Annotated in this window: 7 protein-coding genes; 5 read left to right on the forward strand and 2 right to left on the reverse strand. The window is 71.9% G+C overall.

All coding sequences use genetic code 11. From position 1 onward, the window contains the following. Window positions 1-39: 39 nt before the first annotated feature. Window positions 40-2,643 (forward strand): hypothetical protein, encoded by a 2,604-nt coding sequence (locus ACFHW1_RS10740; RefSeq protein ID WP_416615317.1) that lies wholly within the window; start codon window positions 40-42, stop codon window positions 2,641-2,643. A 236-nt stretch (window positions 2,644-2,879) separates the two neighbouring features. Continuing rightward, window positions 2,880-4,490 carry a protein kinase domain-containing protein gene (locus tag ACFHW1_RS10745; RefSeq protein WP_416551670.1) on the forward strand — a complete coding sequence of 537 codons (1,611 nt, stop codon included), beginning with the start codon at window positions 2,880-2,882 and terminating at the stop codon, window positions 4,488-4,490. Between the two features lie 9 nt (window positions 4,491-4,499). Here the strand turns inward: ACFHW1_RS10745 and ACFHW1_RS10750 are convergent, their stop codons facing one another. Both ACFHW1_RS10750 and ACFHW1_RS10755 read right to left on the reverse strand, forming a co-directional pair. Then, entirely contained in the window at window positions 4,500-8,060 is a 3,561-nt protein-coding gene (locus tag ACFHW1_RS10750; RefSeq protein WP_416615319.1) for a BTAD domain-containing putative transcriptional regulator, read from the reverse strand. Window positions 8,061-8,115: 55 nt separating this feature from the next. Next, the gene (locus tag ACFHW1_RS10755; protein ID WP_416615320.1) at window positions 8,116-10,392 is read right to left on the reverse strand and encodes an AAA family ATPase; all 2,277 of its coding nucleotides are present in this window, start codon (window positions 10,390-10,392) and stop codon (window positions 8,116-8,118) included. A 342-nt stretch (window positions 10,393-10,734) separates the two neighbouring features. Between ACFHW1_RS10755 and ACFHW1_RS10760 the strand changes: the two genes are divergently transcribed. The 3 genes from ACFHW1_RS10760 to ACFHW1_RS10770 all read left to right on the forward strand — a co-directional run bounded on the left by ACFHW1_RS10760 (window position 10,735) and on the right by ACFHW1_RS10770 (window position 12,252). Next, a complete protein-coding gene (locus ACFHW1_RS10760) occupies window positions 10,735-11,067 on the forward strand; it encodes a hypothetical protein (protein ID WP_416551676.1) in 333 nt (110 codons plus the stop codon). Window positions 11,068-11,187: 120 nt separating this feature from the next. Then, entirely contained in the window at window positions 11,188-11,811 is a 624-nt protein-coding gene (locus ACFHW1_RS10765; protein WP_416551678.1) for a response regulator transcription factor, read from the forward strand. 141 nt (window positions 11,812-11,952) lie between these two features. Further along, window positions 11,953-12,252, forward strand: coding sequence for an RNA polymerase sigma factor (locus tag ACFHW1_RS10770; RefSeq protein WP_416615321.1), 300 nt, complete (start codon window positions 11,953-11,955; stop codon window positions 12,250-12,252). Window positions 12,253-12,419 lie beyond the last annotated feature (167 nt).

Consider the following 12,419-nt stretch of genomic DNA (forward strand, 5'->3'; position numbering starts at 1 on the left):
CCGGCTGGTCGCCGCGCGCTGCGAGGAAGAGGCAGCCGAGTGGACGTCGTTGGCTCTCTGCGCGGGCAGCCGTCGGTCACGGTCTTCCGGCACACCGTCGGAAACGCTCTGGTTCTGCATGCCCGGGAACGGATCAGTTCGTCGGCTCGGGCGGTGGCGATGGCAATCGCCGACGATCCCGACAACGAGATCGTCGTCCTCGACCTGCACGACGATCTTCCGGTGGGAATCTGGAAGTCGGTGGCCGCGACGCTGCGGTGGCGTCGACGCGGTATCCGGCTCGTGGTCTGCGGCACGAACCAGGACACCGCCGCTCTCGCCGCCCAGTGGCTTTGCGACCGGCTGCGCCGTACGGTCGTCACCCCGCACGGGCGTGTGTTCCGGGGGTCGGACGGTACCCTTTTCGCCCATTCGGGGCAGGCCAGCGGTTGGGTGCGCTACCGACCCGGACGTCCACCGATGAGGCAGTCAAAGCGGTATCCCGCCCCGCCCTGGGACGACGGTGCCGCCGAGTTCTCGACGACCAGCGCGGTCGGCGCGGCCGAGCCCATCCCCGCCGGGGTGTGGCTTCGGGACACCCGGGACGCGCTCGTGGTCAGCGAGCGCTGGCGATGGCTGGTCGCCTCGGTGCCCTGTCAGCGGCAGGCGATGACAGTGGTCCTGGGCTGTCCCGGCACGCCGCCCCTGGCCCTCGACGACATTGCCCGCTTCTGGCGCGGGCTCGCGCCCACGCACCGACCGTACGCGCGGTTCGTCCAGTACGGCCCGGTCCAGGTCCCCGTCGGCGAGTCGATCGGCCAACGGCTGGCCGACCTGCTGGAGACACCGGTCGCGTGCTTCACCGGCATACCTGTGGGCCGACCGGAACGGCGTCAGATGCACACCGTGACCCGGGACGGCCGGCTCGGTTGGCGACTGCTCGTCCACGAACTCGGCTACCGTCCACGGAGCCGACCGGCCGGGCCGGCCGCGCCGGCGCGCATCATGTACCACGAGGCGCCAGCACTGCTCGGCACCCCCGTCGGTCCCCGCACGTTCCGGTACGCGGACGACGCGGTCGTGGAGGTCGTCCAGTCCGGGCTCTGGGTCCGCGCCACCGACGAGCCACGGCACGCCGGCCGGATCCGTGCCCGCCCAGCCGACCCGGCGAGCCACGCCCTGATCGTCGACGACGCCGATCCGTCCCGGGTCGCCCGCCTACGCGAACTCGCCGAGGACCTGGCCGCCCGGCTGGATCCGGCCACCCGCGCCCGCAGTGCGCTTCAACTCGCCTCGGCCGTAGCGGTGAGCGGGCGCGGCCCCTCCGCCGCCGTGGTCGATGAGGACGGGCTCACCTACCGCTTCACCACGGCGGATCTCGCCTTGAACGAGACCGAAACCGCTGCACTACCGGTCGAGACGAACGCTCCGACGACCCTCGGTGCCACCCTGCTCGGTTCCGGGTCGGCTCGTCCGGCCGGTGGACGGCTGAGTCCGACCGCCCCGGCCAGCGGCCGGACCGCGCCGGAGCCGGCGGGTGCGGCGGGGCCGATGGTCGCCCGCAACAGCCCGCGACCCGCCGCCAGCGGTGCTGCGGGCGGCGAGCCGGGCGTCACCGTCGACACGCCGCTCTGGACCCAGACCAGCTCCGGCGATGCTCCCACCCGGACCATCGTCGCGGCACCCGTGCTCCGCCTGCCACCCCCGGTTCCCGTCGAATCCGCCGCCGACGGCAGTTCCCTGGCGGCCACGGAAGCGGCACCCACGGAGGCGCGACCAGGCGGTGGCACCGCTGGTGCGCCGCCTGGGCCGGGTGATAGCGGTGCGGCGCCGTCCGGGATAGCCGGTACCGACGCTGTCGCGCCAATCGGGACGGCCACCCTCGCCCGGCCCGCCGTGCTCTTCCAGACACCCCCGGCGCCGCAGGCATCGGGCCTGCCCACCTCGCGTGGCCTCGACGTCGAGCGGACCTGGCTCCGCGAACGCTTCGGCCCGCAGTTCGACGCCGCCGCCAGCACGGTCGCCCGGATCTTGTCCGAACACCCCCGGCTGCACCCGTACGACGACGCGCTGACCGACGCGGTCGCCGTTCGTCTGTATCTGTCCGGGTACGGGATTGACGTGGACGACGCCCTGCGGAAGGGAGACAGTGGCGGGGCGGTCTCGTTCGCACGCTGCGTCGCCGCTGGAGTCAGCCGGTTGCCGTCGCACCGGGGAGCGACCTGCGCCACGGCCACGCTCACCGGGGACGCCTTCGCCGAGATACGGGCCAGGGGTGTGCTGACGAACTGGGCGTTCACGCACGCGTTGGTCGAGCCGCCGGTGTCCCTGCCCGGCGCGGTGGACGTGCTGGTCTGGTCGATGACGGCCCGCCGTACCCAACTGTTGGAGCCGGCGGACGACCAGCGGGTCGAGGCCCGGGTGCTCTTCCTGCCCGGCACCCGCTTCAAGGTGCTGGAGGCGACGGAGCCGATCGATGCCGAACCCGGCCGCGTACTGCTGCGGGAACTGTCTGCCGACGAGCCGACCCGCGGGCGCGGACCGTTCGACGATCTCGCGCTGAACTCCCTGTACCGCAGCGTCGAGCAGTGGGCGACCGCCGGTCGCCGGACACCTCTCGGCGCTGCGGGCACCCGGTTCGCCATCCTGCCGGGAACGATCTGACCCCGGCCAGATGATCCGATCAGGACGGTTCCCGGTCAGGTCGGCCGGGCAGCTGTGGGCGCACGGCGCGCGGCGAAGGCGCGCCGTGAGTCCACCTACGGCCGCCGCCCGACGCGGTGCAGGACGCGGTTCGGCAGGATTGGCTGAATACCTGATATACCGGAGGTAGACGACATTGTCCGGTCGCGCACGGTCGCGACCAGGTTGAAAGAGGCGTTGTGGACACTGCGTACCGCGTGAGCCCGCTGAGCTCGACCGATCCCGAGCGGTTGGACAACTACCTGCTCGTCGGTCGACTCGGCGTGGGCGGAATGGGTGTCGTGTACCTTGCTGAGCGTGACGACGGCACCTACGTGGCGGTAAAGTTGATCCACGCCGCCCTCGCGTCCGATCTGGAATTCATCGGCCGGTTCCGCAGCGAAGTCGAACGGGCACGGCAGGTGCCTCCGTTCTGCACCGCGGAGTTCGTCGACGCCAACCTCGACCACGACCCGCCGTACCTGGTCGTCGAATACGTCGACGGGCCGAGCCTGGAGGAAGTGGTCCTCGAGCGCGGGCCGATGCAGGGCGGAGCCCTGCACTCGCTGGCGGTGGGGGTCGCGACCGCGCTGGCTGGCATCCACGGCGCTGGCGTCGTCCACCGCGACCTCAAACCGGACAACGTCCTGCTGCCGCCAGGCAGCCCCAAGGTGATCGACTTCGGCATCGCCCGGCCGGCCGACGCGACCAGCGCGCACACTCGACCGGACGTCATGGTCGGCACGGTGGCGTACATGGCACCCGAACGATTCTCCGGGGAACCGGGCACCCCGGTGACCGCTGCGGCGGACATCTTCGCGTGGGGCTGCGTGATCGCCTACGCCGGCACGGGACGTACACCGTTCCACGGCGACTCCCCATCCGCGACAGCGGGGCGCATCCTGACCCAGCCGCCGAACCTCGACGGGATACCCGCCTCGTTGCGGGAGCCGTTGTCACGCGCGCTGTCGAAGGAACCGGTCGACCGGCCGACAGCCCAGGAACTCATCGCCATGCTGCTGGACCGGTCGCTTGAACCGGAGCCACCGGCCGCCGGCGAGCGCGACACCGCGCCGGAAACCTCCCCGGTGCCGGCGCGCCGGCCGACCGGCCGCCGACGAGTGAGGGTCGGTGCGTTGGTAGCTGCGGCGGCGGTCGCGATGGCGGTGGCGGTGGCGAACTACGCGGCGGAAGGTACCGACGCCCGCCGGCAGACAGCTACCACACCACAGACCAGCCACGCGGCGCCCCCCGCCCCGGCCTCCGCAGCCAGCGGGGCCAGCGCGGCGGCGACGACAGGTGCCCCGTACCCCTCAGCCGTTTCCAGCCAACAGCCCGCGCCGCCCGACCGGACGCCCGACGCCCGGCCCCAGGGCGGCCAGGCCGCGGCCTCGGAGAAGCCACCGTCGACCGGCGCCGCCGTACCGGCCGCCGCGAACCCGACCGGCCGTAACCTGGCTCTCGGTCGACCGGTCAGCGCCTCCAGCGCCGAGGGCGCGGTGCAGGCGGCGGCCAACGCCGTCGACGGTGACCTCGCCACCCGGTGGGGCAGCGCCTTCAGCGACGTCCAGTGGTTGACGGTGGACCTGGGTGGCCAGTGGCAGATTCACGAGATCGTCCTCCGTTGGGAGAGGTCGTACGCCGTCAGCTACCGCGTCGAGGTGTCCCTCGACGGAGACAGCTGGACGACGGTGTACAGCACAGCCAGCGGCCAGGGCGGTGACGCCGTCATCGCTGCCGGAGGGACGCCCGGTCGTTTCGTCCGGATGTACGCGACCCGACGCTCCGGTGACTACGGCTACTCGTTGTACGAAGTGGAGGTACGCTGAACGGCCGCGTCACATCATGTCGAGTTGGCCGTCCGGGGCCCGTCCCGGGCTCGGCTCGACGCCGTACCCGGCGAGCCGGCGCTCGACACGACCAAGATCCCAGCGGGCACCCAGCGCTGTGTACAGCCGTACAGCCGCACCGCCGGTCGTCGCCGCTTCGTAGGGGCGCCGGTTCGCCGCCAGCAGCACGGCGGCGTCCTCCAGGCTCGCGGCCTGCTCCGTCACCAAGCCCAACTCGCCGTAGCGGCTCGCGGCGGCCAGGGCGGGCTCCGGATTGTTCGTGATCATCGCCCGGCAGCGCTCGGCGGCCCGGTGAGCCCGGGCCGGTCGCACCTCGCGGAGCGCCTCGTCGGCGCAGATCGCCGCCGCCCCCTCCGCGATGTCCCGACGGTCCAACTCCAGCGCGAGCCGGGTCAGCTCGGGCAGCCACTGGTGCCGCATCGCCAGCGACGCGTGGTCCGGCGACAGTAGCGGACTCAGCATTCGTAGCGCCTCGTCCGGCCGGCCCTGCGTCTCGGCGACACATCCCCGGGCGACGAGTAGGAAACCACCGGTTGCTCGGTCAGCGGCGCCGGTGGTCAGGGCATCGGCCGCGTCGAGGTGGCCGGCGGCGAGCACCGCGTCGCCACGATGGGCAGCGATGAGCGCGGCTAGGCCGTGCAACAACGTGGCCGCCGATTGCGGGTCTCGCATGCCCAGCAAGGTGTAGCGAGGAACGTCGTCGGTGACCGCGCTGATCTCGGCCAGCGCGTCGTCCCAGCGACCTGTCCAGAAACGCAGCACCGCCGAGGCCGTGTGCAGGCCGGTGGGCAACCGGTGCCGGTAGGCGAAGAGACGACCCTCCCGCAGCGTCCGCTCGGCCTCCGGTAGTCGGTCCAGGTTGTGCAGGGTGAAGGCACGATTGTCGAGCAGGTCGAGATACAGCCCGCCGAAGGACGGATTGTCGCGCATGATGTCCAACGCCCGGTCGGCGAACTCCAGCGCCCGTTCGTGGTCACGGCGCACGGAGTTCGTCAGCCACCCGGTCTGCAGCGCCGCAGCCGCGTCGTACGGCCGCCCGGCGGCGAGCGCTGCGGCGTGCGCCGCCCCGGCTCGCCGATCGGCCTGGTGCAGGTCGTCCAGACCGCCCCTGCGAAGCTCGACCAGCAGCGCCCAGTGCCGGGTACGCCAGAACTCGGGCACCGTACGGTCGGACAGCGTCTTCCGGACGATGCCGATCGCCGACGACATACCACCCCGCCGGTGGACCATCGTGGCGAGGAGGTGACGCATCTCGGCGCGCTCCGCCGGATCGGTTGCCAGACCGGCCGCTTCCCGAGCCTCGTCGACCGGCCAGCGGTCCTCGGCGAACTCCAGCCGCACCAGAGCGATCAGCAGCGGCGTCCGGTGTATCGGGTCGGTGGCACCGGTGTCCAGTGCCCGCCGGATCAGCTCGCCGGCGAGTCGGGGAGCGCGGTGGGCCAGTTCGGCGCAGTGGTCGACCAGCCAGGACACCGTCCACTCGTCGGCCGCCGACGGCACCGCCGCGAGCTGTGCGGCCACCCGCGTCGCCGGACCCGCGCCCCGGCCCAGAACCTCGGCGATGTGTCGGTGCAGCATCGCCCGCGCCGGTGCCGGGATGCTGCCGTACAACACCCGACGCAGAGCGGAGTATCGGAAGGCCAGAGTCGTGTCGTCGCTGACGACGACGTTCGCGGCGATGGCCTCTTCCAGACTGGGGACAAGGTCGACCGCAGACTCCCCGCTCACCTCGGCCAGGTCGTCCACCGAGAAACGGGTACCGAGCATGGCGGCCGTCCGCAGGACGTCCTGAGCACGCGGTGACAGGAGATCAACCGAACTCCGTACCACGGCGAGCAGGGGCCGCGGCAGGTCGATGGGAGCGGAATCGGGGATGTCGGCCACCCCGTCGGCCACCTGGACCACACCCCGCCGGAGCAACGCGCTGGTCATCTCGCGGGCGTAGAAGGGATTACCGGCTGAGGTCGAGATCGCCTCGGCCAGGTTCGGCCCGAGCGGAGCACCCACCAGACGTACCGCGAGCTGCTCGACCACCCCGGGTGGTAGGGCATCCAGCCGGAGCACCTGCCCCCGCCGGGAGCCCACCGTGCGGCGCAGCCGGGCCAGGGCCGCACCGCCGGGCTCCAGCCGTGCCACGGCCACCAACAGCAACGGTAACCGTCGGGTGGCGGCGACCAATCGGTTCCAGAACGGCTCGCCGACCGAGTCGGCCGACTGGAGGTCGTCAACGACCAGCACGACGGGCGCGACGGCGCAGGCGGTGCGTACCTGCGCCAACACCCAATCGGACGAGACGGGGGCATCGTCGACGGCATTGTCGTCGTCGGCCACATCGAGGTGTGGTCCGTCGGGCCGGGCGGCCCGGAGGTGCCCGGTGGTCAGCGGCCGTAACGCCCGGGCCACCGCCTGCACCGGCGCATCCCGGTCCAGCTCCCGGATGCCGCCCCAGGCGACCTGACAGCCCCGATCGTCAAGATTGGCCGTCGCGGCTCTGACCAGCGCGGTCTTGCCCACGCCCGGTTCACCTTCGACCCAGAGCACGTCGCCCTGACCGTCGGCGAGCGCGTCGAACAGGGCCCGCAGCTGGTCGAGCTCGTCGGCTCGGCCGACGAGCGACCCCGCCTGGGTGTGGCCGATGGTAAACCCCGCCTGCGGTCCGGCCCCGGACGCTTCCACGAATCCCCACTGGGCGAGGCGAGGCGTCGACCAGGTCGGTGAGCGCGGCGCGACGGGCGACGCCGATCGAGAGGCTGCGGTCGCGTGGGATCGCCGCGTCCACACCGGGTCGTTCCGACGCATCGGAGCCGCCGGAGCGCGCCGCACCTGACCATACAGTCCGTTCAGGGCACTGCCCGGCTCGACTCCCAGCTCGGTACGGAGGATGTGCCGGGCTACCTGATAGGCCTCGATCGCCTCGGCCCGCCGGCCGCCGCGATGCAGAGCGAGCACCAGCAGTTCGTGCAGGGGTTCATGCAGCGGGTGGTCGCGAACCAGCCCGGTCAACTCGGCCAACACCCGGTCGTCGCGCAGCTCGATCAGCATCCGGGCACGCCGACCGATGGCGTCGAGCCGCTGCCGCACGAGTCGGACCCGCTCGAGGTCCAGCCGGTGACCGGTGAGCCCCTCGTACGGCTCGCCGTGCCACAGCGCCAACGCCTCGTCGAGGGCGGCCACGGCGGCGGCGAAATCCCCTGCCGAATGCCGCCGCGCCGACTCGGCACACGCCGCCGCGAACCGTTCACTGTCCAGATCCGTCCGGCGCAGAGCGAGCGCGTACCCCGCCGATCCGAGCGTCAGGGCGTCGCGCCCCAGACTGCGACGAAGACCGGACACATACGTGTAGACGTTGCCGGTCGCGGTCGTCGGCGGCGTCTCGTCCCAGACCGTGGCGACCAGCTCGTCCCGCCCGACCGCGCGTCCAGCGACGACGAGTGCCGCGAAGACCTGCCGCTGCCGGGTCGGTCCGAGGTGCAGTTCGTGTCCGCCGCGCCAGGCCCGGACCGGGCCGAGGACCGACACCCGCAGCCGGTCGTCCGGTGTTGTCTGCACGAACCCTCCATCGTGAGAGGTCAGAGGTTACCTCCGGTCGACCCGCCGGCGTCTGTCAGCTAGGGGAGTCCCCACCGTCGAGCGCCGTCGAGCGGGGGAGGTGCGGCTCGGTCGCCTGTCCCGGCAGGTGCGGACGTACCCGGGCGAGCAACACCCGTAGCCGGTGCATCCACTCCGGCGTGATCCGGCGTTCCCGCAACGCGGTGTGGGCGATCTCCGCAGCGGACTCGAACTCGCCCCGCCGTTCGTGGGTGTGCGCCGCAACCCAGTGCATCTCGCCACGCAGGTCCGGATCGGATGTCCGGGCGGCGACCCAGCCGGCCTCCGCCGTGGCGACCTGCTGCTGACGCAGCAGCATCCGGGCCAGCCAGGCGGTGAGACGCAGCCGCTGAGCCGGGTCGAGAGCATGCTGGGCGTGGGCCTGGCGCAACACGGCGATCGCAGTCGCCGGGGCACGGTCCACGAGCGCCTCGACGTTCTCGACCAGCCAGGCGCCCGCCCGGCCGACCAGCGGCACCTCACCGACGAGCAATTGCGCCACGACCTGCTCGACCGGCGCGCGGGCCGCGACGAGCCGCTCCGCGTAGGAGCGGTGCAGGGTGATCCGCAAGGCCACCGGGGTGGCCTCGTGCAGGGTCCGGGCCACGATTCGGTGCCGGAAGACGAGCCGGTCGCCCTCGACTGCGAGGACCTCGTCGGCCAGCGCCGGCGCGAGCGCCCGGTCGAGATCGTCGGGGGTACGGCCGGTGACCGCGCCGAGCTCGGCCGGGGTGGCGCCCGCTGGTTGGGTGCCGGGTGCCCGCAACTCGTACGCGCTCAGGAAGGCGATCGCCCGCAACGACCGCAGGGTCTCCTCGGTGAACGGGGCGAGATGTGCCTCGATCATGGCTGACAGCGCGACGGACGACGACGTGGCGGCGGTACCCGCAGCGAGTTGCCGCAGGTAGCCGGGGTGGCCACCGGCCTCGGCGAGGATCCATGCCAGCTGCTCGGCCTCGGGCGGTTGCGGTGCCGAGGCACGGACGACGGCGGTTGCCGCCGTGACGTCCAACGGTGTCAGCCGTACGACCTCGTCGACGGACGGCACGGTCCGGTCCGACGCACCGGGCCGGACCGTCGCCACCAACAGCAGCGGCAGCTCGGCGACGCGTCCGCTGAGCTCGGCCCACACCCGCAGCGTCGCAGGATCGGCCCAGTGCAGGTCGTCGAGGACGAGCCCGAGTGGCGTCGCCCGCGCGGCCCGGCATACCAGGTCCACCACGTCGGCGACGGCCTGGGCGGGAACCTGGTCCGCGCTGGCGGGGAAACGGTCGATCAGGCGGCGGGCGGAGTCCTCGCCCAGCGCGGATTCAAGGCATTCGGCTAAGGTACCTAGTGGACTGGACTGGGTGACCTCGTCGCCGACCGCCCATCCGACACGGTAGTGCCCCGGTGCGGCAGCGGACATGGCCGTCGCGAGCAGTGCCGATTTGCCCAGACCAGGTGCGCCGCTGACCAGGACGCTGCGTCCGCGTCCCAGGGCCGCCTCCGCCGTGGCCCGGCGCAGGTTACACAGCTCGGCATCCCGGCCGACGAAGGCTGCCCCGCCGGACCTGGCTGTCGTCGCTGTTCCGTCAGCTGTCCCGGCGACGGGCCGCGAGCCGGCGGGCGCTCCGGCGTCCAGGCCCTGCCCCGGGCCGTGGCTGCTCGTTTGCCGTACGTCGGCCAGCATGACCCGAAGGTGCGCCCGGTCGGGGTACGCCTCGACGAGGCGTCGCAGGACTGCCGCCGCCTCCTCGCGCCGGCCTTGCCCGACCAACAGGGCGGCGTACCGTTCGGTGGTGGCGAACCGCAGTTCGGCCAGCCGCACCCGCTGGGCCTCGGCGAACGGCCCGGGTACCCCGGTCAGGGCGTCGCCGTGCCACAGGTCGAGCGCGGACTCCACAGCAGCCAACTCGGCGACGGTGTTCCCGTCGGCCCGATACCGCCGGGCCGCATCGCGCAGCGACTCGAAGCGGATCACGTCGACCGCCTCCGGCGGCAGATGCAACTGGTAGGTACCGCTGCCCGAGCTGAGAATCTGCCCACCGGCCCACCGGCCCCGGTCCGGCTCCAGCATGTGCCGCAACGCCGAGACGTAGGTGTAGATGTTGCCGATCGCGCTGGCCGGTGCGTCTTCACCCCACAGTGCGGCGACGAGCTGATCCCGGGAAACGCGGTGCCCGGTCCGCAGGGCGAGTACGCACAGCACCGCCGCCCGCCGCGCCGACCCCAGGGGCAGGTCGGTCCCGTCGCGCTCGACCCGTACGGGGCCTAGCAGGTGAAGACGCACGTTCGTGTTTCCGATCGACACCGCTGCCCTCATCCACCGTTGCGAGGGACGGTCCCCGCCTCCGACGTGTCCGCTCCCGGCGTCGGTGACCCGGATCGGAGCAGCTCTGCCCCGCGGCATCCGGCCCGCCTGAGGGAACCACCCGGGTCAAGTCTGCCTCGCGGCGCCGTCGGCGTTCGGGCGGGGCTGCCGGTGGCGGACTCGGCGGGCGCTGTCCGTCGGTGGACCGGCGCCACGGACGGCAGTCCGGGCAGATCGCACCGGAGTCCGGGGCAGCCGCCCGTTCGGGGCCTTCCCCTGCCGCCGTCGCGTTGATGGACTCGACCGGTGCCGGCCCGTCCCCCTGCCACGCCGAACCCGTTCGTGGGTGAACTGCTGCTCATACTCGCCGGTGAAGGGCGGCTCGTGCTGGACCCGGCGCGGGCCGACGAGGCGATAGCCGGACTGGAACGCACCCTCTCCGAGGTTCGGGCGCGGCTTCGTCTCATCCGTATCTGGCAGCGTGCCCCTCTCGGACAGGTCGACGATCTCCCCGATGACGTGGCCCGAGATGTCGTCGAGGCCGTATTCGCCGATCAACTCGCGCCCGGTCGGTTGGAGCTCGCCGTAATCGAGATCCCCAAGTACATCGAGGCACTTCGCCGGGCTCGGGGGGAACCGCCGCCGACGGCGGCGGGCGACACCGCGTCCGCCTAGCTGAGCCGATTACGGCGAGTGAATCTTCACATCGACGCGTCTCGCTGTAGATCCGACTGGAGATTCTCTGAAGACGCGCCGCGCAGACTCCGTGCTGACCGACGACGACGGGAGGCAACGGTGGAATGTGTCAAGCTGATCCTGCAGGCATCCGAACCGCTCAGTCATGCGGGACTCGCCAGCTTCCTGCGCTGCTGCCCGGAGGTCGAGCTGCTACCGGCCGACGAGTGGGCCGGGGCACAGGTTCTCGTGTTCGGCTGCGAGCAGCTCACGGTGGACGTGGTGGCGATGCTGCGCCGCACGGCTGCGGCGACGCGTCTGCCGGTGGTTCTCGTGCTCCGCGAGATCACCGAAAGTGAGTTGCTGATAGCAGTGGAGTGCCGGGTGGTCTCTATCCTGCCCAGAGCGGCGGTCACCCGGGAGCGTCTGGTGAACAGTGTGCTGACGGCGGCCAACGGTGGCGGGGTCATGCCGTCGAACCTGGTCGGCGAACTGCTCAAGCACATCGAGCGACTGCAACGCGAGGTCCTCGCCCCGAACGGGCTCAACGCAGCTGGCCTGACGCCACGCGAGGTTGACGTGTTGCGGTTGATGGCTGACGGGCTCGACACCAACGAGATCGCCGGAAAGCTCTGTTACTCCGAGCGGACGGTCAAGAACGTGATCTACGGCGTCACGCACCGGCTCAAACTGCGGAACCGTTCGCACGCCGTCGCCTACGCGCTGCGGGCCGGGCTGATCTGAGTCCATGCGCCAGCGGTGGACACCGGCACGAGTGGACACGTCGTGGGACAGGGCGCGATGGCCGAGTTTGTTCACGGCGCTACGTTTCGGACTGCGACAGCCCGGAAGCCTGGGTACGCACGGTCGGCGTACCGGATCGCGGTGAGTTCCTGGCGTAAGGCGGTGAATCGGCTGCGTGCCCACCGACGCGACGCCAACGGCCACCAGGTCGACGAGGTGTCCGCCGACCACATCGCGATCGTCGCCGCGTTGCGCCGGCTCGGTGTCGACCAGCGGCGGGCCGTCGTGCTGCACCACCTGGTCGGCCTGAGCGTCGCCGAGATCGCCGCGGAGACCGGCACCAGCCCGAACACGATCAAGACCTGGCTGGCCCGGGGCCGCCAGGCGCTGGCCGTGCACCTGACCACCAGCGGCGACGAAGGGCGGAGCCGTGCCGTCTGACGACCGATTCGACGAGACGCTACGCGACGTGGCCCGGCGGGCCGGGCAGACCGGCCGGCCCGATGGTGAGCGTGCCGTCAGGATCGCCGTCCGGCACCCCGACCGGCAATGCCACGTAGCTTAAGTTGATCTTGGTGGTGGCTGGACCCGGTAGATGTGGATGGTCG

This window comes from Micromonospora sp. LOL_014, from assembly GCF_048060245.1.
Taxonomy (GTDB): Bacteria; Actinomycetota; Actinomycetes; order Mycobacteriales; family Micromonosporaceae; genus Micromonospora_E.